Raw genomic sequence first — 22,702 nt, 5'->3', positions numbered from 1 at the left:
AATGAGTGAAATACTGTGAAAAATAACCTGACCCCTCTCGCGCTGGCTATTGCAGCAGGCGTTGCTATGCCTGTTTCAGCCCAGGCCGATTTAATTATTTCCGAATACGTTGAAGGCAGCGGCTACGAGAAAGCCATTGAGTTGTTCAACAACACCGGCTCAACGGTAGATCTTTCCAATTACCAGCTGGTGAAATTTACCAACGGCAATGCCTCATCCAAAAGCACATTAGCCCTTTCTGGCAGCCTGCCTGATGGCAGCACTTATGTTATCGCTCATAGCAGCTCCAGTGATGCCATGAAAGCCAAGGCCCAGCTACTCAATGGATCTGTCACAAACTTTAATGGTGATGATCCTGTTGAACTGCAGACAACTGCGGGTAACACAGTTGATCAGATCGGCGTTTTTGGCGACAAAGATTTTGGCAAAGACAAGACTCTGGCCAGAAAATCCAGTGCCCTCAATGCCAGCAGCAGCTACCAGGAAGACGACTGGGATGTACTGGCAAAAAACACGATTGAAGGCCTTGGCAAAGCACCGGTTGATGGTGGAGGAACCCCTCCCCCTCCAGCCTGGGTCTGCGAAGGTGATATGACACCGGTTTATGCCATTCAAGGAGAAGGCGACAGCAGCCCACTGGTTCCTGAAGGCAGCTTCTCAGGTGATATCGTAACCGTTAAAGGGGTTATCACCAAACGGGTAGAATCTCTCTACAAAGGGTTCTTTATCCAGGATGCAGAAGGTGATGACAATGATCTGACCTCTGACGGTATCTTTGTCTACACAGGCAGTGCTCCTGCTACCGATATCCGTGAAGGCGCCACAGTTTGTCTGCAGGGCCAGGTAAAAGAGTTCTTTAACCAGACTCAGGTTTCCCTGTCTGAAACAAATTATCAGATTCTGGATGAAAATCCTCAGGTATCGCCGGCTTATTTGCAGCTTGATCCAGAACTGCCTCTGGAAGAGCAGCTGGAAGCTTATGAAGGCATGCTGGTGACTACAACGAATTCCGACCTGGTAGTCACCCGTAACTTTGGCTTCGACTACGACAGTTTCAGAAACAATATGGTTCTGTCCCTTTCTGCGCCACTCTACAAGCCTACCCAGAAACACCCTGCACTGAGCGACGAAGCCAAGCAGTTGGCTGCACAAAACAGCAAAGGCCACTTGTTTGTTGAAACTGATCAGAAGCCTGCTAATGGTGACCTGCCGTATTTCAGTGGTTTCAATGCAGAAGACGGCTATATCCGCATTGGTGACAAGGTCGATAATCTTGAAGGTGTTATCGGGTTCAGTTATAGCGAATACCGCCTTATCCCCGCTACCGATGAAAACCTGGTAGCGGCTGACTTCCAGCATGACTTCACGGATCGTACCGACCAGCCTGAACTGCCCGCAAACAGAGACCTGACCATCGCCAGCTTTAATGTTCTGAACTACTTCAATTCAGGAGTCGGTGGTGACAGTAATCCGTTGGGTCAAAACCGTGGTGCCGGCAATAACGAAGCCGACTTCGACAAGCAGCGCACCAAAATCATCAACGCAATGGTGGCTATGGATGCCGACATCATTGGTCTGATGGAAATCGAGAATAATGGCTTCGGTTCGGCATCAGCTATCCAGAACCTGATCAATGGTTTGAACGCAGAGCTGGCTAATGCTGATGATCACTATCAGTTCGTACAGTCACCTGACGGTAAAGTCATTGGTACGGACGCCATTACTGTTGGCCTGCTCTACCGCCCTGCCAAAGTCAGCCTGGACGGTCAATCTAATATCATTGAAATGCCTATTCAGAAGGCGAAATTCCTGGCCCTTCAGGGTGGAGAGGAAATCACCAAGGACCTGTTCAAAGGACAGCGTAACGCACTGGTGCAAACCTTTAATGTTTCCCTTGAAGACGGCCAGCAACGCGACCTTACCGTTGTTGTTAACCATCTGAAATCCAAAGGTTCACAGTGCTTTAACGATTTCGTTGAATATCAACAGCCTGTGCCTTTAACCAGCAGCGGTCGTATTGATGAGCGCAACGCCAAAAGAGTCGACGGTTACGAAGACGACCTTCAAGGCAGCTGTAATGAGTTCAGACTGTCTGCAGCCGAAGTATTGGGCGACTATATGCGCAGCAATACGGCGGGTGACGTTCTGGTGATGGGTGATTTGAACGCCTATGGCAAGGAAGACCCTGTACGACTGCTGACCGACTATCAGGGCGAAGGTCGTAAACTGGTCACCGCCCCATACACCTTTATTGGCGAAAAGCCTCTGGACGGTGATCAGGGACGTGAACTGGACATGGGTTATGGTTATATCAACCTGGCTGAGTTCAAACAGGGTACTGAAGCTTTCTCTTACAGCTTTGATGGAGAGCTGGGCAGCCTTGACCATGTACTGGGTTCTGGCTCTATCACTGCAAAACTGTCCGCTGTCACTGACTGGCATATCAACTCAGTGGAGAACAGTCTCTTTGAATACAGCCGCAGGTACTCTGGTAGTCTTGAGAAGTCTGACAATGTCTTCAGTTCATCGGATCATGACCCGATCCTCCTGACTCTGGACTACAGCCTTTCCGAGACTCAAACCGTCAGTGTCAACGACCTTTCTGACGCCAAAGTGTCACTGGAGATGCAGGATTACAACAGTGATATCCTGGCACAGTGGGGAGTGGCCTACCCTGAATTCTCAACAGAGAACGAAGATCAGACAGGCTTGCTTACCGCCAGCGATGATCTGCTGAAACTGTCAGCCATTGAAACCATTGACGCCGATGAAGTGCTTTATCTTGACAGTGTTTCCACCGCCTGGTCACTGGCCCTGCAGAAAAAACACAGCCTTGAAACACTTCTGGCTATGGATGCCTATGACCTTCGTCGTGCAAAACTGGATCTTAAGCGTCGTGATGTAACCCGAGCTGCAACAGCCGTTGAACTGTCAAAAGTACTGGATATGGACAGCGATACTCTGGTTGAAGCGGTGCTGAACAACCCTTACAAGTCATTGCCAAAAGTACTGGTTGAAGTGCTTGAACTGGATATGAAGCGTAAGGAAGCCCGTGTGCTGATCAGAGAGATCAAGAGCTACACAAAGCCTGCCGTCAGAGAATCCAGAAGAGAAATCATTCGGGGCTAAGTAGTTCAAAGGGAGGCTCAAATGACATGTTGAGTTCTCCCCGTTCGCTGTAGGACAGCTGCTGCAATGAATAATGCTTCAGTTAACGATTAAATTGACAAACCCACCATAAAAAAACCCGGCAAATGCCGGGTTTTTGTTTGAGTAAATCAGCAGGAATTAACCTGCCTTCTTACTCTTCTTCTTTAGTGATCTTGACCTTGGCGGTCTCTTTCAGGCTCTTAACGTACTCAGTAAACAGATTACGTCCATTACCATTGGCAATGTAGTTGGCCATCATACGATCACGAGCAGCGTCAGACTTGCTAGGCTGACCTTCAATAACCTTGGTCAATGCGATCACAGCAATGTCACCATTACTCAGTTCAGAAGAAGCGTAAGTCGCTTTTCCGGACTCAGGATGAGGCATTTTGAAGGATTCTGTCAGCAGCTGCTGAGGAACACCCTGCTGCCTTCTGGCAATCGCTTTGCTCTCAGTCCACTTCAGACCTTCTGATTCAGCTACTTTCTCAGCGGCTTCACCGGCGGCGAGTTTGGACTGGATGGCTTCTGCCTTACTGACCAGCTGATCACGGGCTTCTTCAATTTTGATAGCCTGAACAATACTGTCTTTCACATCATCCAGAGGACGCAGCTCAGGCTTGAGATGCTTCTTGACTCTCAGAACCATGGCCTTCTCAGGGCTCAGTTCAATCAGCTCACTGTTGGCACCCAGTTCCAGTACATCATCACCGAATGCGGCAGCAATGACTTTAGAGTTGGAAGTAACTTCAGTAGTACCCCCCTGACGAGTGAATGGACCTGCGTCCTGAATGGTCAGTCCAAGCTGCTCTGCTGGCTGAGCCAGATCAGATGCTTCAAAACTGATATCCGCCAGCTGACGGGTTTTATCCAGATAAGCGGTCTCAACTTCCTGATTCTTCAGATCTTTCTCGATTTCGGCTTTCAGATCGTCAAAAGAAGGGATAACCGGTTTTTCACGGGAAGTTACCTTGATGATCTGCATACCAAAGTCAGTTTCTACAGGCGCAGATACCTGACCAGCTTCCAGGCTGGCTACAGTGTCGTCAAAGTCGTCACCGAAGATACCAGGCTGAACAACACCCATATCACCCCCTTTAGAGGCAGTTACAGGATCATCAGAGTACTCTTCAGCCAGCTTGGCAAAGTCTTCACCAGCCTTCAGCCTGGCTTCTACTTCGCTGGCAATCTTGCGAGCTTCTTCTATTGAGCGCTGTTCGCCAGTCTGGATCAGGATAGTAGACACTGTCTGGGTATCAGCTGCATTCTCTTCAATGTCCTGAAGACGACGCTGGTACTCATCTTTGACGTCCTGCTCATCCACATCCAGACCATTGACCAAGGAAGCCTTATCCATTTCCACAAAGCTGATTTCTACCTGCTCCGGGGTCATGTACTGATCGCCATGGGCTTCATAGTAGGCTTTGATCTGATCTTCAGTAGGCTCGATACTCTCACGGATCTTGGCAACGTCCAGAGTTAACCAGGCGATGTCACGTTTCTGGTTTTCCAGAGCAGTTAATCTGTTGATTTCAGACTGGGTGACGAACTCAGTACCGGCAACACCCGCCTGAATCTGTGCCAGAACAGTTTCGTCACTTAGCAGTACACGGAACTGGGCAGGAGACATACCAAAGCTGCGGACCATCATCATGAAACGATCCTGGTTGAACTTACCGTCCTGCTGGAACTCAGGCATGCTGATGATCATGGCGTCCAGTTCTTTCTGACCCAAACCCATGCCACCGTCTTTGGCTTCCTGCAGCAGCAGAGTGCGATCAATCAGGGACTGGAGAACCGATTCTTTCAGCAGGTTTTCATCAATCAGGGATGGGTCAAACTGATCACCCATCTGCTGAATCAGCATTCTTCTTTGCTGCTCCAGTGACTGGGTCAACTGGGCACGGGTGATATCTTCGCCGTTAACGGTAGCGACATTAGGATTATTAGGATTTGGCGCCAGTGTTTCCAGACCGGTGATCGCCATCATGAAAGCAATGATGCCGACAACAATAAATGTTACCCAGCTCTTTGCCTTATCCCTCATTGATTGGAGCATACTAACCTCAGGTTCCGGGCTCGCTTTAGCTTTATATTCATAGAGACACGAACCTGATGTTCGGGCCTTGTGTCTGTAACTCAGCCTTCCCCTCTGATCGAGAAAAAAGCATCAGGTGCAGTAGATAAGACCTGTCACCTGCAGCTATGTAGATGACCGCGTTAGCTTCAGGTCCTACCAACAAAAAAAGCGCATCACAAGATGCGCCTTTTCGGAAAGCAGCAAAAAATTGACAGTCTTTGATGAGAACAACTGCAGATTCTTGCCACAGTTCCTTTGTGGTTTTCTGAAGTCTCAGGACTTCATCCCAGGCGCGTGATTAGTTAACCGCGTCCTTGAGAGCTTTACCAGCCTTGAAGCTAGGAATCTTGGCAGCGGCAATCTCAATAGGCTCACCGGTTTGAGGGTTACGGCCAGTACGAGCCGCACGCTCTTTCACAGCGAATGTTCCAAAGCCAACCAGGACAACCTGCTCACCATCTTTCAGTGCAGTGGTGACAGAGTTAATCATGGCGTCCAGGGCACGACCAGCGGCAGCCTTGGGAAGGTCAGCAGATGCCGCAATTGCTTCAATCAGCTCGGACTTGTTCACTCTATTCCCCTTCTTTGTACGATGCTTTTATAGCCAAAAATAGCTAGTTGGTACTGAAGACAGGCGTACTGCCCCAGATACCAGACCCAACGGGCGCTTTGCTATGCTGCGTGATTTTAGCTGAAAACTCAAGCAATAGCGCAGGTCACCCGTTAATTTCTGCTGTTTTCTACTTAATCTGATCACGTGTACCAGTCAAACAGTTAACAGCAGTTCCCTGTTTATTACAAAACGGCCGCGAAACCCTCGAAAAACTGTTGAAAACCCCACCCTGTAAATTGGAACAGGGCAAGAATACAAACAGAATTAAATGAATAACGCGGTTAGTTCCGATATGTACAAACACCGAGGCTCCAGAACCATTCCAGAACCTACATAGTAGAAGTAGTCGCTGTTTATACCAATGGCCAGTGGGAACTGTCAACAACGGAAACGCCCGTCAATACTGCACCTCCGCACTATTTAACAATTTCTGCTCAAATAAGGACGAAAGCACTCAGAAACTACGACCCAGGCCGACAAAATCCGAGTTCAGTATCCGGAAAAGCAGAGGATTGCCCCTATCTCATTACAGCATCACTGACCACTGCAGGAAGAGTAAAAAAGAGTTAACCAGAAACAAAAAAGGCCAGCACACAAGTGCTGGCCTCCAGAGACATTTATCAGAGTCCGATCAATGGGTTTTGATCGCTCTGCCCTGCTCTTCCGTCTTGGCTTTAACGCCCTTAACCGGACCTTCATTGGCCGTTGGCATGTATTGCAAGGCAATTTCCAACACCTCGTCAATCCACTTCACCGGAACAATCTCCAGATCTTCCTTAATGTTCTCAGGGATCTCCTTCAGATCGCGTCGGTTCTCTTCCGGTATTACCACGGTCTTGATACCACCACGATGCGCGGCCAGCAGTTTCTCTTTTAAACCACCAATGGCCAACACCTGACCTCTCAGGGTGATCTCACCGGTCATTGCCACATCAGCTCTTACCGGGATATCAGTCAGCACAGACACCAGCGCGGTGCACATACCAATACCTGCACTTGGACCGTCTTTTGGTGTAGCACCTTCAGGTACGTGGATGTGCAGATCGTTCTTCTGATGGAAGTCTTCAGGGATGCCCAGTGTCTGAGCCCTGCTTCTAACCACCGTCAGAGCAGCCTGAATGGATTCCTGCATCACATCACCCAGAGAACCTGTCTTGGTGATCTGCCCTTTACCAGGCACAGCCATGGATTCAATAGTCAGCAATTCACCGCCCACTTGCGTCCAGGCCAACCCGGTAACCTGACCAACCTGATCCTGATCTTCAGCCTTCCCAAAGCTAAACTTGCGAACACCCAGGAAGTACTCAAGAGACTCAGGTGTCACCTTGTCATGACGTTCTTCAGCGGAAAGTGCTTCGTCTTTCACCGCTTTACGGCAGATCTTGGCAATTTCCCTTTCCAGTCCACGTACACCGGCTTCACGGGTGTAGTAGCGAATCACATCACGAATGGCGTCTTCTTCGAAGGCCAGCTCTTTAGCTTTCAGACCACTGTTCTTGATCTGCTTGGTAACCAGATAACGCTGAGCAATATTCACCTTCTCATCTTCGGTGTAACCCGGAATCCTGATCACTTCCATACGATCCAGCAGAGGTGCTGGAATATCCATGGAGTTGGACGTGCAGACAAACATAACATCTGACAGGTCATAGTCCACTTCAAGGTAGTGGTCATTGAATGAGTTATTCTGCTCAGGATCCAGCACCTCCAGCAGAGCGGAGGATGGATCACCCCTCATGTCAGAACCCATCTTGTCAATCTCATCCAGCAGGAAGAGCGGGTTACGCACTTCGGACTTGGCCATTTTCTGGATCAGCTTGCCCGGCATGGAACCGATGTAGGTTCTTCTATGCCCCCGGATTTCAGCTTCATCCCGAACACCACCCAGAGCCATACGCACAAACTTACGATTTGTTGCACGGGCAATGGATTCACCCAGAGAGGTTTTACCTACACCTGGAGGTCCTACCAGGCAGAGCACAGGGCCCTTGATCTTGCGTACACGCTTTTGCACGGCAAGGTATTCAAGAATCCGCTCTTTAACCTCTTCCAGACCATAGTGTTCTTCTTCAAGAATATCCTGGGCACGCTTCATGTCATGACGGACTTTGCTGCGCTTCTTCCAGGGTACTCCGATCATCCAGTCGATGTAGCCACGAACCACTGTCGCTTCTGCCGACATGGGTGACATCATCTTGAGCTTGTTCAGCTCTGCCATGGCCTTCTCTTTCGCCTCGGCAGGCATCCCGGCATCATCAATCTTCTGCTTCAGCTCATCCAGCTCATTGGGTGTTTCATCCATATCACCCAATTCTTTCTGGATCGCCTTCATTTGTTCGTTCAGATAGTACTCGCGCTGGCTGCGCTCCATCTGCTTTTTAACGCGACCGCGGATTTTCTTCTCAACCTGAAGAAAATCAAGTTCGCCCTGCATGATACCAATCAGGTATTCGAGCCTTTCACCCAGATCTTCGACCTCAAGCACTTTTTGCTTGTCTTCGATCTTCATGGGCATGTGGGCAGCTACGGTATCGACCAATTTAGATGGCACATTGATACCGGTGAGTGAAGACAGTACTTCAGAAGGCACTTTCTTGCTCAACTGAACATACTGTTCAAACTGGGACATCAGCGAACGGGTCAGAACCTCAGATTCGCGCTCACCCACTTCAGGCTCAACAAGCTCCTGCACTTCGGCCATCACATAATCGGTCTGCTCATCAAGACGATTAATGTTGACTCGACTTTCACCTTCTACCAGCACCTTAACGGTACCGTCTGGCAGTTTTAACAGCTGCAGGATGCTGGCCAGTGTACCCACCTCAAACAGATCATCCACAGCAGGATCATCCACCTGGGCATTCTTCTGGGCCACCAGAAGAATCTTTTTATTCTGTTCCATAGCAAGATCCAGCGCCTGGATCGATTTGTCACGCCCAACAAACAGTGGGATCACCATGTGCGGGTACACCACCACATCCCTTAACGGAAGCAATGGCAGCTCAAAGGGCTCTGACAGATGCAAAGTATCGTTGTTATCCATGACTCAGTCCCCTTTACGGCGTTTAGACATACATGACTCCGGTATTATAAAGCTCCGGAACGGCTCAAGCCCGCCCGTTTTCCTGTGAAAAAAGCGGCTTTCCTTAAGGCTTAAGATGCTTTTTTTTTGCGGAAATTACAATAGTGTTTATCGCTTCAAACTATGGTAGATTGGTATGAATCAGACATCCCACCTTACATCTTCCTTCCGATCAGTCATTTTTTCTCAATCAAAATCCAAACAACACCCTCTTCTCGGTCTGCATTCTGTTTCATTCAATATTTAATAAACATTAGTGCCATTTAAGCTAAGCGCTAAACCTCATGCCTTTCCGTCGAAGCTCATTACCAGCACCCTACGGCAAGCTCAGGATGAACGGAGTATTCACTAGCATTAGCACTTAGTCACTGATGATGAACACTGACTGAACGAATACCCATTGCAACTCACTGCATACCTGCAAACTGACTTATATCACCCATTCAGATTTTTGATGGTATTAGAGTACTAAAAACGAACTTCAGCACTGAGAAAACATTCAGCCCCGCTCGCCTTCATAACAATCAGGCTTACCTAAAGAACGACAGTTGTTGAAGATTCATTAACGAGTAATCAATCCATCTCTCGAGGTAACGGACATGCTGTTTTATACGGATGACAACCGGACAATAGATCTTCATGCAAGAAAAAATAAGGTAAGAGGCTTTATTCCTGACATTGCAGATCCGATTTATAGCCAACTAAAACCAGAAACAAAAACCGCTCTCTCCGAAAGGTTATCGAAGAGCATGGGAAAGACCACTGTGAAATAACACCAGAATCACGCCCGGCTTAAAAATCCAGAAAGCCAATAGCAAAAAGCCCTGCAATGAGCAGGGCTTTTTTTCAGAACATCAGAACGAGCTTTAGCCGTTATCAGGCACAGCCTTCTGAGCTTCTGTGTTCTCGTAGATCAACAGTGGATCCGACTTACCTTCAATCACAGAAGAATCAATGACCACTTTGGACACCGTTTCTTCAGAAGGAATGTCGTACATGGAATCCAGCAGAACACCTTCAAGAATAGATCGCAAACCACGTGCACCGGTCTTACGCTCCATAGCCTTCTTGGCTACCGCACGCAAAGCATCTTCACGGAAATCTACGTCTACGTCTTCCATCTCAAACAATTTTGCGTACTGCTTGGTCAGGGCATTCTTAGGCTCGGTCAGAATGCGCACCAGCGCTTCTTCATCCAGCTCTTCCAATGTAGCGATAACGGGCAGACGACCAATAAATTCCGGAATCAGACCGAACTTCACCAGATCTTCCGGCTCTACCTCTTTAAAGGTTTCGCTCAGATCTTTCTTGTCGTCTTTACTCTTCACTTCAGCAGAGAAACCAATACCACCTTTATCAGTACGATCCCTGATCACCTTGTCCAGGCCAGCAAAAGCTCCGCCACAGATAAACAGGATATTGGAAGTATCAACCTGCAGGAATTCCTGCTGAGGATGCTTACGACCACCCTGAGGAGGTACAGAAGCTACCGTTCCTTCAATCAGTTTCAGCAGAGCCTGCTGAACCCCTTCACCGGACACATCACGGGTAATGGAAGGGTTGTCTGATTTTCTGGAGATCTTGTCAATCTCGTCAATGTAGACAATACCCACCTGGGCCTTTTCTACATCGTAATCACACTTCTGAAGCAGCTTCTGAATGATGTTTTCAACATCTTCACCCACATAACCGGCTTCGGTCAGAGTGGTGGCATCAGCAATAGTGAAAGGAACATTCAACAATCTTGCCAGCGTCTCGGCCAACAGTGTCTTACCACTACCGGTAGGTCCGAGCAGCATGATGTTACTCTTACCCAGCTCTACGTCATCTTTTTTCTTGTCACCGTAACGCAGACGCTTGTAGTGGTTGTATACAGCCACCGACAACACTTTCTTAGCGCGCGGTTGACCGATCACGTATTCGTCGAGAATATCCTTGATTTCCCGGGGTGTCGGCAACTTGTCGGATGAAGTCTCGGTTTCACTGTCCTGAATCTCTTCACGAATAATGTCGTTGCACAGGTCAACACATTCATCGCAAATAAATACGGAAGGGCCGGCAATGAGCTTGCGAACCTCATGCTGACTTTTTCCGCAGAAAGAGCAGTACAGCAACTTGCCGTTATCTTCACCCTTGCCGCTAGTTTCGTCGGTCATTCGATTACCCTGTTGTAGGAACAACACCTGTCATAAAAAACAAGATGCAGGCATTGGGGCGTATTTTCAAGTGTCAAACAGGAGAAATTGCAGAAAAACAGTCAACCGTAAGCCAATCAGACCTGTTTTTCGTACATCAGGCAGAAACAGTCATGGATTCAGTGTATTCCGTCACAGTCCGGCCTATGGGTTTACCGGTATACGCAGACTGCTCCATGAAAGCACCACCTGACAGCCTTCATCTATTCTAATAGATTTCTGCCAGATGGTATTTCAGACTTGGGTCACTTGTCAGTCGGGATACGACTGCTCAGTACCTTGTCAATCAGGCCATATTCCATTGCCTGCTCAGCACTCATGAAATTATCACGGTCAGTATCTTTCTCGACCACTTCCATGGGCTGCCCGCTATGATGGGCCAGCACCTGGTTCAGACGCTCTTTAATGGTGATAATTTCCTGGGCGTGAATGGCGATATCGGACGCCTGTCCCTGGAAACCACCCAGCGGCTGATGAATCATCACTCTGGAATGTGGCAGTGCGTATCGCTTGCCTTTAGCGCCCGCTGTCAGAAGCAGTGAGCCCATGCTGCAGGCTTGACCAATACACATGGTAGAAACATCGGGCTTGATGAACTGCATGGTGTCATAAATTGACATACCCGCTGTTACAGAGCCACCCGGAGAGTTGATATAAAGATGGATATCCTTGTCAGGATTCTCTGATTCAAGGAACAACAGCTGAGCCACGACCAGATTGGCCATGTGATCCTCAACCTGACCCACCAGGAATATCACTCTTTCCTTGAGCAGACGTGAGTAGATGTCGTAGGAACGCTCACCTCTGGCGGACTGCTCAACGACAATAGGTACCAGGCCGGAATTGGTGATTGCCACGGATTGCGTTTCGATCAGTCTGGACATGTCCTGTCTTAACTCCTTGCCAAGTCGAAGAGGAACGACCCGCATAGGGCGGGTCGCGTAACGTGTCATGGTTTAACCTGAATAATGCATCACTCTATGGTGACGAACATTATCAACGCGCACAAGGCGTTTATACGGCAGCGCGCGCCAAAACCTTAGACGACGCTCTAACCTCAGGCCTGTTCTTCTTCAGAAGCTTCCGCTTCTTCAGGAGCAGCCGGCTTGATCGCTTCCTGATAGCTGCATTCGCTTTCAGAAACCTTGGCTGCTTCCAGAACAGTATCCACTACCTGCTCTTCCAGAACAACATACTTAACCTGAGACAGTTGCTCTTCGTTGCTGTAGTACCAGTCTACAACCTGCTGAGGCTCCTGGTAAGCAGAGGCCATTTCTTCAATCATGGTGCGTACGCGATCGTCATCAACCTTGATTTCACGCTGCTTGACGATTTCACCTACCAGCAGACCCAGAGCTACACGCTTCTTGGCGTCTTTTTCGAACAGTTCAGCAGGCAGCTGCTTAGGATCGAAACCACCCTGAGCACCACCAAACTGCTGTACAGCCTGCTCACGCATGCGGTCGATTTCCTGAGCCACCAGAGGAGAAGGCACTTCGATTTCATGGCTAGTCAGCAGACCGTCCATAACCTGGTTCTTCACCTTGCCTTTGATGGCCTGGCGCAGTTCGCGTTCCATGTTCTTGCGAACTTCAGTACGGAAAGCTTCTTCGCCGCCTTCAGTCACGCCGAAACGCTCGAAGAACTCATCATTCAGTTCTGGCAGAGTAGCGGCCTGAACCTGGTGAACCTTGCAGGCAAACTCAACAGCCTGACCTTTCAGTTCTTCTGAGTGGTAGTCTTCAGGGAAGGTCAGTTCCAGAGTCTTCTCTTCACCGGCAGACACACCTACCAGACCGTCTTCGAAGCCTGGAATCATGCGGCCAGAGCCCAGTTCCAGAGTAGAGTTTTCAGCTTTACCACCGGCAAACTCTTCACCGCCTTTGGTGCCTACGTAATCAAATACGATCTGGTCACCCTGTTCAGCAGCACGCTCAACATCTTCAAAGGTCTTGCTTTGTGTACGCAGAGTTTCAACCATTTCGTCAATATCAGCATCAGAAACTTCTGCTACTGGACGATCAATTTCAACACCTGCGAAGTCACCCACTTCGATTTCCGGGTAAACTTCAAAGATCGCTACGAATTCGAAATCCTTGCCTTCTTCGTCGCCCTTAGGCTCAACGCGAGGGGCACCTGCAGGATTCAGGTTTTCCTGGGTTACAGCTTCTACAAATGCCTGCTGCATCTGTTCACCCAGTACTTCCTGACGAGCACCCAGGCCATAACGACGCTTAACGACCTTCATAGGTACCTTGCCAGGACGGAAACCATCCAGGCGAACACGACGAGACAGATCTTGCAGTCGCTTGTTGATTTCCCCATCGATCTTGTCAGCAGGGATTGTAATTGTCAGGCGACGCTCCAGACCGGAAGTCGTTTCTACGGAGACTTGCATTTGCGTTCCTCAATAAAACCTGAGTTGCCGTACGTATGGAACAAAGGCGCATAGACTAGCAAAAGTACTTATAGGTTGCACCTTAATCACACAAACAGACTACCCGCCCCTCTCACGCCTCACCAGCAAGCTGGGACTGCGGACTAGTGGCAGAAAACCTGCACGATTTCCCCAGGTTGTTTTTCCAATACAAAAACGGGGATAAGCAAGCTTATCCCCGTATCGTTTACTGGTGCGGATGGAGAGACTCGAACTCTCACGCCTTGCGGCACTGGTACCTAAAACCAGCGTGTCTACCAATTCCACCACATCCGCTTACAGCACTTTACTGATGCTGCTCAACTCTTATCAGGCCAAAGCCATTTTTCAAACTGGGGTGGACGATGGGGTTCGAACCCACGACCACCGGAATCACAATCCGGGGCTCTACCAACTGAGCTACGCCCACCAGCACTAACCGACTTCAACAAAGCCAATTAATTATGGCGCGCCCGGCAGGATTCGAACCTGCGACCATCCGCTTAGAAGGCGGATGCTCTATCCAACTGAGCTACGGGCGCATCATGAGTCATCACTCAGTTAAACGTTACAACATTTTAACCAGTGATTGAAATGGTCGGGGTAGAGAGATTCGAACTCCCGACATCCTGCTCCCAAAGCAGGCGCGCTACCAGACTGCGCTATACCCCGAATAATGAATGACAATTCAACAACTTGTCAGTTCATTGTGCTGCTCGTTGCAGCGCGGCGAATATTACCCAGAACCGGGTGTCTCGTCAACGTCGTTTTGATTCACTCGTTTGAGTAACCAATGACCTGCCGGACTTGAGATCCGCCTCACCTCGAACGGCGACTAATCTAACACAGGAGTACCAGGCTGACTAGCCTAGAAAGACTCATTTTTACGGACTCAACCTTATATATGACTTATTAAACGTACACTCCTTATAAGCCAGTCCGTCACTCCATGAATAAGCACTATCGACTCACAACATCTTAACCCTATTCATTCACTGCATATTAATAGCAACGGACTATTCAATTCATGAACAATGAACCACTTCCATGATAAAATGAGGAACTCGTCCGCTTAACAGGCATCCACCAAAAACCATGACCGCTAGAATCATTGATGGCAAGGCGATTGCCGCAAAACTGAAAGATTCCATTGCTGAACGTGTTAAACAACGGATTGAACAGGGGCTCAGGGTACCGGGTCTTGCTGTTATATTGCTGGGTGATGACCCGGCCTCCCAGGTATACGTAGGCAAAAAGAGAAGTGACTGTGAGCGTGTTGGCTTCCATTCTGTCTCTCATGACCTGCCTGCTTCCACCAGCGAAGCAGACTTATTAAGTCTTATTGATCAACTGAACGAAGATCCGGCCATAGATGGCATACTCGTACAACTTCCACTGCCTGAGCACATTAATTGCGACCTGGTTATTGAGCGCATTCGCCCTGATAAAGATGTAGACGGCTTCCATCCCTACAATATCGGTCGACTGGTTCAACGCATCCCCATGCTGCGCCCCTGCACCCCAAAAGGGGTCATGACCCTTCTGGAAAGCACCGGCGAAGCCATTCGTGGTAAGAATGCAGTAATTGTTGGTGCATCTAACATCGTCGGTCGCCCCATGACCATGGAATTACTGCTGGCCGGCTGCACCACTACTACCGCTCACCGCTTTACACACGATCTGGACAAAGTCGTGGGCGAAGCAGAGATTCTTGTGGTTGCGGTTGGCAAGCCAGGACTGGTTAAAGGTGAATGGGTTAAGGAAGGCGCTATCGTGATTGATATCGGCATCAACCGTATGGACGACGGTCGACTGGTAGGCGATATTGAATTTGAAACCGCCCAACAAAAAGCCAGCTGGATCACTCCGGTTCCAGGCGGTGTCGGCCCCATGACCGTTGCCACCCTTCTGGAAAACACACTGTACGCGGCAGAGCACCTGCACGACTAATCACCCCTATCTGAAAAGCTCCGAGAACAGGCCGGAGCTTTTCACCTTCTCTCCATACAACAACTCTCCCCTGCCCCTTCAGACTCCGACTTCACAAGCCGCAATCTCCAGAATCCAATATAGGAAGAGAGCTCTGTTATCCATTCCTGTCTCTATAGTCAGCAGCAATAGATAAAAGGCTCTTAATGGATTCTGGGGAGCTGGTTGAGGACGAGTTATTTGACTATGAATAGAAGACGTTTTCTTGTACAAAAGTGTCATGAAACTTTATGACCTCCTCGACAACGCCAAGTGCTTTGAACAGATACGCCAGATTCGCTGGCCTGACGGGGTGAAATGCCCACACTGTGCCAGCTCAGACATAACCCGCCAAGGCAAGGACGATTCACAGCCTGACAGACAGAGATATTCTTGTAAAGAATGTCAGCGTCGTTTTGATGACCTGACACTTTCTGTTTTTTCAGGACACCATAAGCCTTTGAAAGTGTGGGTAAGCTGTCTGCACCTGATGTCACTCAATCTTTCGAATCAGCAGATCGCCCGTGAGCTCGATTTGAACGTAAGTGACGTACAAAAAATGACTCGGCAACTCAGGCAGTCCGTATACGATAAGCGCCCTGAGGTAGTCCTCAGTGGTGAGGTAGAATGTGATGAGGTTTATGTGGTGGCTGGCCACAAAGGTCATCCAGAGGCTGTGAAAAAAAACGTCGAAAAGGACGAAGAAACAGACTGAGAGCTGCTCGTGGCCGAGGAACCTTGGAAAAAGAGAAACCACCCATCTTTGGTATGATTCAGCGAGGTGGCCAGGTAGTGATCCGTATGCTTGCCAATGTTAAACGGGCAACCATCAAGCCACTGATCAGAGCTACTATAGAGCCAGGCACTCTGGTGTACACGGATGAATACGCGATTTACAACGAACTGGCAGAATGGGGTTATGGCCATAAATCTGTCTGCCATGGAGCCGGTGAATATGCACGAGAKGAGGACGGCGACGGTTTTCATGAGATTCATGTGAATACAATGGAGGGGTTCTGGTCGCTGTTGCGTTCCTGGTTGCGTCCTCATCGGGGTATATCACAAGAGAAGTTACCGCTGTATTTGGGTTTCTTCGAGTGCCTGCACAATATCAAGAAGCGCGGGAAAGCAGCTCTAACCGGTCTTCTGGGAGTGTTGTTTGGATAACTCCCCGGAATCCATTAAGAGCCTTTATTTTTAGGATTCAGGAGTTTGTTATGAAAATCATGCAGCACCTTGGATTGTTGGGCTTTGGTGCAGCCTTTACTGCCTTGGTCTCAACCCACTGTATTGCCGGCCCCACAAAAGCTCCCCTTACACCGAATAAGTGGGGTAGCTGGCAAACCAACGACAAACTGGACAGTGTTCTCTACCGGATAGCCCCTGTCCAGGCAGGCATTAGAAAAGGGAGTTACTTTCTTAATTATCCGGAAGTCGATATCAGTACAGATTGCTTTGTTCTGGATGACTTCAACCCAACCCTTACCTACCCTTTATCCAACTCACAAATGTTCGTCAATTCCTGGGTCGATCAGCCCTCCAATAAAACTCACCAGCTCACGCTGCTTGATTTGACGGCAGGTTTTCAAACAGCTTTGAACTACACCGGATTTAATGGCAACGGTACATACTTTTACCCCTACAACATCAATTTTCACGGGGCAGACAGTTATCAAATCAATGGTGGCTTTCCAATCAATGAAAAATTGATGTTTCAGGGCAGATGCCAGTTTGAGCCCGCGACCGTGACCTTCAAGAATAATGTCCTGAACCTTGAAGACAACCGCCCCCTGCCAGCAAAAACCAGCCACCCCAGCACAGACTTCTTCCTCAAAGGCAGCCACTATGCCTTCAGTAGTGAAGCCGGGAAAGGAGAATACAACTACACCACTTACTACCATATTTTGCAGATGAAGGAAGGTGTTGAGCCCAAGGAATGGCCTATTGTCGAAAGCGTTGATCCCATCTGGGGCGGCAGCTACTACGTCATGGACCCGTTTAAGAAAATGGTACTGATAGGAGAAGCCACTGGATGCTCTGTTTGCAAGCTCAGAAAGGAATCAGAAAAGTGGCAGGCTTCAGCCTTGAGTGTCCCCTTTACTCTGATCAAAGAACCTTATGAGTCCCACAAAACAACCCTCTGCGATTTGAATGATGATGGTAAAGGCTGCTCTCAGGTACCGGCACTGAAAACAACCGACCAGTTCTATATGGGCATCAACGCCAATCTTGGAAAATATCTGATGGGCTATTCCAGTGGTGGTGGCACCTGCCTGTACCTGCTGGACTTTGATGCACCCTTTGCGGAACACCCTGACAATTGCTGGCTGCCATTGCCTGATATTGATCACAATGAAATGAGCTTTAAAAAAGTAGGTATATCCGACAACAAAAAGATGGCCTACATCACTTATGGCTCGGTCGGATACAGCTATCTGAAACTGGCTTTCAACCCAACAGGAGAAACATGGTCCAAATTTATGACGCCCGTCGAGGTCGCAGAACAGTTACTCATCAACCATATGGCTGACGGATACAGCACCTATAGCGTCGACTGGGTGAAACCCTCTGAAGATGACGAAGATTCCATGATCATGAGCCTGACGGCCATGCCCTATAACAGTAGCGACCCTGCGGAAAAGAAAGTCTTTCTGATCGAATTCAGAATCGAGGAGTAGCTGTTCTGATAGATGCAGTCGGGTTCAACCCTGACTGCATCCGTGCTATCCCATTAATCCAGCGGATAACCAAAGAACTGTTTATTTTCTCTCAAAATTCGGGTGAACAGCTTTTCGTTCAGAGCTTTGTCCGAGCCGTCATTATGATCAACGAAAGTAGCGCCCAGTAACCCGCCACTTCTGGGCATAAAATAGATATCTGCTTTATCCATAGGGCCCACTCGCTTGGCAGTGCCCGGTGGCTGGTAACGTGTGTAGATGATGTAATCGAGTTTCTTCAATGGCTGATGTGCCAGCTCCAGCAAAAGCCCCATGTTTGGATAGACTTTATCATCATTGTTTAACTTGGCGGCCCCAAGTCCGGAGCAGTTAAACACAACATAAGTTTTTATGTCTTCCAGACTGCCTACTGTCTCATGAATGACAGGGATATTTCTGGCCTTAAGCTCTCGATCAAACGCTTTCATCAACACCCGAGTGTCCATGAAGTAGGTTTGAAATTTTCGCATCGGATAACTGACCCCGGTGGAGAACTTCACCACACCGTCTTGTGGCTTAGGTAACAAACCAGCCTCGGCATAGGGTTCTATACCGGTATAGGTCTCAAGAGGACCGTCTTCTCCTTCTTTACCCAGACCACTGTAGACATCAATAAGGTGAACGCCCTCATTAATGAAAGGATGCGTCCCCTTATCCACCATTTGATAGCCCTTGAGCGTATCAATAGCCAGCTGCTCAGCCTGCTTCTTCTCTGACTCATTCTCAGTAGCCAATGACACCATGGCCAGATAGCCCGTAGAGTTCAATGAAGCGATGCTATCATCACGCTCAGCAATAATTCGAATATTCCGATAGCCCTCATGGTAAAGCGATAAGGCTGTTGCTTTGCCCATGCACCCTGCACCCACAATCGTAATAGGCACCAGCTCATTGAACTTATGCGCCACAGCCTTCTCTTTAAAAAGCTGCACAGCCTTATCTACACTGCCCCAAAGCAAGGTCCAACCACTGCCACCATGTCCATAAAGATGAACCCGTACCTGTTCTCCCACCTCTTCGGCACTAATGTTTGGTAAACCTTTGCGCATGGGACGCAGGCAAACCACCTTGCGATCAATATCACCCGAGGCTTCTACCTGCCCCAGAGCATCAACGTGTGCATCTGCCAACTCTACAGCCTGGAGCTGTTCATAGAACGATGCCGAGTGGCTAACTTGAGAACCGAAAATCGTCATAGCCAATATCACCAGGTACCAGTGTTTCAATGTTCTGTCTCTCTGAGCGAGGAGCACTGAGCATAGACCTGATGTCTTGGCCGTCAATCTGGCATAGATTGCATTGTTGGCTGCCAGTCATCGACTACTTTATAGAAAGGAGCAAACTGGCCTGTCGGTGCTGTTTTGCAGAAACCCTGAGTCATTCAAAAGTAAAAGAGCCTACTGCCTTCATGATGAGTCGAAACATCCTTCTGACCCTTACAGCCATTGGGCTAAGCCTGATGCTTACAGGCTGCGTCACTGCCCCCAAGGCACCTGAACAAGGGCTTTCCATCTGGGACACCCGGCAGGACAAATGGGTGGAAGAGTCTGCCATGGTCTCACGTCTGACGGACTCCGATTACATTGTGGTGGGAGAAATGCAGTTGAGCCCACAGCTCAATCACGAGTTTCTGAGATTACTGCAGGAACTCAACGACAAACAATGGCTTCAGGTGGTGGCACTGGATGTGTTGCAGCCCAAACTCAATTCAGAAGAAAGCACTTACCTGGAACAACTGGAAAAGCAGGCTCCCCACCTTATCAGTGGCTATAAACCTATTATTGAATGGGTTGAAGAAACGGATATTCCGCTGGTAGCGGCAGCCATTCCCAGAGACCGCATTACTTCATTAAAAGACCCTGCCGCCCAGGAATGGCTGAACCATGAAGTCAGTGGTGTTCTGGATCCAGACAGAACCCATGAACTGAAAAAGATTTTAAACGTTTCACACCCTTCTGAAGAGAAAAAGAATCCAGCAACGGGCAACTACCTTATGGCTGCCCAACAACTGCAGGATTACTTTATGGCTCGCATGCTCATGGCTCTGAAACAGAAGACCATTCTGGTTACCCGGGCTTTCCATGCCCGCAAAGATCTGGGTGTTGTGCCTTATGTTGTAAAGTCCCAGCCTGGAGCCCGAGTCCATTCAGTCTTGATGATCTCATCCATGGAGGACAGAGAGCAGCTGATAAGTACCATGATGAAAATGGACAAACATTACGACTATATCTGGATAAAAAAACCGGTTAACTCACCCCTTCTGGCACCGGGGGCTCAGGAAGCAGCTTCCGAAAACCAGTAACCAGGACTTTCAGAAGCTTCAGCAAAAAAGCCCGACACAGCCTTTGCCACATGCTTGACCTGCGCCTCTTTCATACCAGGAAAGATGGGCAGGGAAAGGCAGCGTCGGGCAGTCTGTTCAGCCACAAAGAGATCCTGTGTAATCTTTAGATCTTTAAAGACGGGCTGCTGATGCAGTGATAACGGATAGTAAACCGCAGAGGCTATGCCCTGATTCGCCAAATGCGCTTTCAGATTATCCCGCTGATCCACAAGAATCGTGAACTGATGATAAACATGCTCCATGCCAGAAGGTAATAACACCTCCACCCCCTGCAAATGAGTCCGATAGCATTCAGCCAGCTTTCTTCTCTCTTTGTTGTAGTGCTCAATGTGTTTCAGCTTCACACGAAGCAGAGCAGCCTGCATCTCATCCAGCCTGCTGTTGTAACCTACATACTCATGCTGGTACTGAACCCGGCTGCCATGATTTCTCAAAACCTTTAACTGTTCCGCCATGGCACCGCTCTGAGCGGTGACTAATCCACCATCACCGAATCCCCCCAGATTCTTGCTTGGGAAGAAACTGAAACAGCCAAAATCACCAAAGGTGCCGGTCATCTGTCCGTTGACACAAGCGCCAAATGACTGGGCACAGTCTTCTATCAACCACAGGGAATGATCCTTACACAGCGCCTGAATTTCCTGAATACGAGCCGGCATCCCAAACATATGAACAGCGAGAACAGCTCGGGTTTTACGCGTTACAGCAGCCTGAACTCGAGCCGGATCGATGTTGAAACTTTCAGGCTCTATATCAACAAATACTGGCGTAGCGCCAACACGTACAATAGCCTCGGCGGTAGCAAAAAAAGTAAAAGGTGTGGTGATCACCTCATCGCCCGGTCCCAGCCCAGCAGCAGACAGAGCCAGAACAAGCGCATCAGTGCCATTGGCACAACTGACTGTTTCCTTTGCCTGTAGATAGTGAGCCACATCCTGCTCAAACCCTGCCACTTCTTCACCCAATATGTAGCGACCCGAGTCCAGTACACGAGTAGCCGCTTGTTTCAGCTCCTTCTGAATAGGCTTGTGCCATGCCAGTGTGTCCACCATGGGAATCATGTTTTCAAGACTCACTGGATTCCCCCCTCATCAATAATATTGGAAATACGGGTAGCCAGCTCCAATGCCCTGTGCCCGTCTTCACCACTGACTCTGGGCGCTTTTGAGTGCCGTACACAATGGAGAAAATCTTCTATCTCCCGACGCAGGGAATCGCTGTCTTTATAGCTGAGCTCGTCGCATTCAATATTGGGAATGCCTGGAAACATTTCCCCATCTCCTTTATAGAAGTGCGACATGTTCAAAGACTGAAAATCAATGCAGATGCATGACTTTTCCTGAAAGATATGCATTTTTCTTTTGCTTTTCTGACTAATCCTGCTGGCAGTAATGTTCGCAACACAACCGCCGCTGAAGGTCAGTCGGGCCTGGGCAATATCCACAAAATCAGAGAGTACCGATGTGCCGTTGGCTACCACATCAATCAAGGGTTTGTTGACCAGACTGAGAATGATATCCAGATCATGAATCATAAGATCCATGACCACGTTTATGTCCATAGAACGCGGTTTGAACCCCGCAAGCCTATGGGACTCGATAAACCGAGGCTCATTCAACAAGGGCCCTACACCTGACAAGGCTTCGTTGAAACGTTCAAGGCAGCCCACCTGTAAAATAAGCTCCTGCTCCCGAGCTATCTGAACCAGTTCATAAGCCTCATCCAGATTGGTGGTAATGGGCTTTTCAACCAGAACATGCACACCTGCTGAAAGAAAATCTTTTGAAATCTTGTGATGAAGAATCGTGGGCACGGCAACACTGACGGCATCCACCCTGCCTACCAGCTGTTGATAGTCTGGAAAAAACTCGGTGCCACATTCGTTTGCAACAAAACGACCACTGTCTTCATTAATATCAGCCACACCTACCAGCTGGCACTCCGGCAGCATGGCGTATTTATGAGCGTGAAATTTCCCCAGATATCCGGTCCCGACTACTGCGGTTCTGAGCATTGAAAGGTTCCATAGCGTTTTAATAAGTCATATTCATAAGTGCAGGCTCAGGTTTCTGAATACCCGATCCCACACTTTCAAAATCGTTTCGGCTTATAAGATAGACGCTATTTTGTGTCTTGA

At 48.7% G+C, this 22,702-nt stretch carries 14 protein-coding genes, 4 tRNA genes and 1 pseudogene; 6 read left to right on the top strand and 13 right to left on the bottom strand.

Translation table 11 applies throughout. The features are described 5' to 3' along the window. Positions 1-15: 15 nt before the first annotated feature. On the top strand, positions 16-3,129 hold the full coding sequence (locus tag WG89_RS04170) for an ExeM/NucH family extracellular endonuclease (RefSeq protein WP_062261660.1): 3,114 nt from the start codon (positions 16-18) through the stop codon (positions 3,127-3,129). Between the two features lie 172 nt (positions 3,130-3,301). On the opposite strand, the gene WG89_RS04165 is transcribed toward WG89_RS04170, so the two are convergent. From WG89_RS04165 to WG89_RS04120, 10 genes and pseudogenes are all read right to left on the bottom strand, one after another. Beyond that, a complete protein-coding gene (locus WG89_RS04165) occupies positions 3,302-5,209 on the bottom strand; it encodes a SurA N-terminal domain-containing protein (RefSeq protein ID WP_079253643.1) in 1,908 nt (635 codons plus the stop codon). A 319-nt stretch (positions 5,210-5,528) separates the two neighbouring features. Continuing rightward, positions 5,529-5,804 (bottom strand): annotated as a pseudogene (locus tag WG89_RS04160) (HU family DNA-binding protein); the annotation flags it as partial. Positions 5,805-6,474: 670 nt separating this feature from the next. Beyond that, positions 6,475-8,886 (bottom strand): endopeptidase La, encoded by a 2,412-nt coding sequence (gene lon, locus WG89_RS04155; protein WP_062261654.1) that lies wholly within the window; start codon positions 8,884-8,886, stop codon positions 6,475-6,477. A 905-nt stretch (positions 8,887-9,791) separates the two neighbouring features. Beyond that, positions 9,792-11,081 carry an ATP-dependent Clp protease ATP-binding subunit ClpX gene (gene clpX / locus WG89_RS04150; RefSeq protein ID WP_062261651.1) on the bottom strand — a complete coding sequence of 430 codons (1,290 nt, stop codon included), beginning with the start codon at positions 11,079-11,081 and terminating at the stop codon, positions 9,792-9,794. Positions 11,082-11,365: 284 nt separating this feature from the next. Beyond that, positions 11,366-12,004 (bottom strand): ATP-dependent Clp endopeptidase proteolytic subunit ClpP, encoded by a 639-nt coding sequence (clpP, locus tag WG89_RS04145; protein WP_062261648.1) that lies wholly within the window; start codon positions 12,002-12,004, stop codon positions 11,366-11,368. A 173-nt stretch (positions 12,005-12,177) separates the two neighbouring features. Next, complete coding sequence (gene tig / locus WG89_RS04140; RefSeq protein WP_062261645.1) at positions 12,178-13,518, bottom strand: trigger factor; 1,341 nt, start codon at positions 13,516-13,518, stop codon at positions 12,178-12,180. A 230-nt stretch (positions 13,519-13,748) separates the two neighbouring features. Further along, positions 13,749-13,833 (bottom strand) — tRNA-Leu (locus tag WG89_RS04135). A 57-nt stretch (positions 13,834-13,890) separates the two neighbouring features. Continuing rightward, a tRNA-His gene (locus WG89_RS04130) sits at positions 13,891-13,966 on the bottom strand. A 35-nt stretch (positions 13,967-14,001) separates the two neighbouring features. Beyond that, a tRNA-Arg gene (locus WG89_RS04125) sits at positions 14,002-14,078 on the bottom strand. 53 nt (positions 14,079-14,131) lie between these two features. Further along, positions 14,132-14,208, bottom strand: a tRNA-Pro gene (locus tag WG89_RS04120). A gap of 423 nt (positions 14,209-14,631) precedes the next feature. On the opposite strand from WG89_RS04120, the gene folD reads away from it, so the two are divergent. The 4 genes from folD to WG89_RS04100 all read left to right on the top strand — a co-directional run bounded on the left by folD (position 14,632) and on the right by WG89_RS04100 (position 18,182). Next, entirely contained in the window at positions 14,632-15,486 is an 855-nt protein-coding gene (folD, locus tag WG89_RS04115) for a bifunctional methylenetetrahydrofolate dehydrogenase/methenyltetrahydrofolate cyclohydrolase FolD (RefSeq protein ID WP_062261642.1), read from the top strand. A 259-nt stretch (positions 15,487-15,745) separates the two neighbouring features. Next, on the top strand, positions 15,746-16,219 hold the full coding sequence (locus WG89_RS31645) for a transposase (RefSeq protein ID WP_216638432.1): 474 nt from the start codon (positions 15,746-15,748) through the stop codon (positions 16,217-16,219). 23 nt (positions 16,220-16,242) lie between these two features. Next, on the top strand, positions 16,243-16,671 hold the full coding sequence (locus WG89_RS31640) for an IS1595 family transposase (RefSeq protein ID WP_245662869.1): 429 nt from the start codon (positions 16,243-16,245) through the stop codon (positions 16,669-16,671). 50 nt (positions 16,672-16,721) lie between these two features. Beyond that, a complete protein-coding gene (locus WG89_RS04100) occupies positions 16,722-18,182 on the top strand; it encodes a hypothetical protein (protein WP_062261639.1) in 1,461 nt (486 codons plus the stop codon). Between the two features lie 53 nt (positions 18,183-18,235). On the opposite strand, the gene WG89_RS04095 is transcribed toward WG89_RS04100, so the two are convergent. Beyond that, the gene (locus WG89_RS04095; protein ID WP_062261635.1) at positions 18,236-19,447 is read right to left on the bottom strand and encodes an FAD-dependent oxidoreductase; all 1,212 of its coding nucleotides are present in this window, start codon (positions 19,445-19,447) and stop codon (positions 18,236-18,238) included. A gap of 41 nt (positions 19,448-19,488) precedes the next feature. On the opposite strand from WG89_RS04095, the gene WG89_RS04090 reads away from it, so the two are divergent. Beyond that, positions 19,489-20,523, top strand: a complete 1,035-nt coding sequence (locus WG89_RS04090; protein ID WP_172806706.1) for a ChaN family lipoprotein — start codon at positions 19,489-19,491, stop codon at positions 20,521-20,523. On the opposite strand, the gene WG89_RS04085 is transcribed toward WG89_RS04090, so the two are convergent. Next, positions 20,496-21,641: a DegT/DnrJ/EryC1/StrS family aminotransferase gene (locus WG89_RS04085; protein WP_245662868.1), complete on the bottom strand. Its 1,146-nt coding sequence runs from the start codon at positions 21,639-21,641 to the stop codon at positions 20,496-20,498. The genes WG89_RS04090 and WG89_RS04085 overlap by 28 nt on opposite strands. Beyond that, a complete protein-coding gene (locus WG89_RS04080) occupies positions 21,638-22,579 on the bottom strand; it encodes a Gfo/Idh/MocA family protein (RefSeq protein WP_062261629.1) in 942 nt (313 codons plus the stop codon). The genes WG89_RS04085 and WG89_RS04080 overlap by 4 nt, the downstream gene beginning before the upstream one ends. Between the last annotated feature and the right edge of the window lie 123 nt (positions 22,580-22,702).

The sequence above is a fragment of the Endozoicomonas arenosclerae genome (assembly GCF_001562015.1).
Classification (GTDB): Bacteria; Pseudomonadota; Gammaproteobacteria; order Pseudomonadales; family Endozoicomonadaceae; genus Endozoicomonas_A; species Endozoicomonas_A arenosclerae.
Note: the sequence above shows the minus strand (reverse complement) of the source record. Positions and strands in the feature narration are given on the sequence as shown.

Excerpts from the sequence above, each read along its gene's own strand:
- folD (WP_062261642.1), top strand. The coding sequence starts at position 14,632 with ATGACCGCTAGAATCATTGATGGCAAGGCGATTGCCGCAAAACTGAAA.
- WG89_RS04100 (WP_062261639.1), top strand. The coding sequence starts at position 16,722 with ATGAAAATCATGCAGCACCTTGGATTGTTGGGCTTTGGTGCAGCCTTT.
- WG89_RS04080 (WP_062261629.1), bottom strand. The coding sequence starts at position 22,579 with ATGCTCAGAACCGCAGTAGTCGGGACCGGATATCTGGGGAAATTTCAC.
- tig (WP_062261645.1), bottom strand. The coding sequence starts at position 13,518 with ATGCAAGTCTCCGTAGAAACGACTTCCGGTCTGGAGCGTCGCCTGACA.
- clpX (WP_062261651.1), bottom strand. The coding sequence starts at position 11,081 with ATGACCGACGAAACTAGCGGCAAGGGTGAAGATAACGGCAAGTTGCTG.
- lon (WP_062261654.1), bottom strand. The coding sequence starts at position 8,886 with ATGGATAACAACGATACTTTGCATCTGTCAGAGCCCTTTGAGCTGCCA.
- WG89_RS04090 (WP_172806706.1), top strand. The coding sequence starts at position 19,489 with ATGTCTTGGCCGTCAATCTGGCATAGATTGCATTGTTGGCTGCCAGTC.
- clpP (WP_062261648.1), bottom strand. The coding sequence starts at position 12,004 with ATGTCCAGACTGATCGAAACGCAATCCGTGGCAATCACCAATTCCGGC.
- WG89_RS04165 (WP_079253643.1), bottom strand. The coding sequence starts at position 5,209 with ATGCTCCAATCAATGAGGGATAAGGCAAAGAGCTGGGTAACATTTATT.
- WG89_RS31645 (WP_216638432.1), top strand. The coding sequence starts at position 15,746 with ATGAAACTTTATGACCTCCTCGACAACGCCAAGTGCTTTGAACAGATA.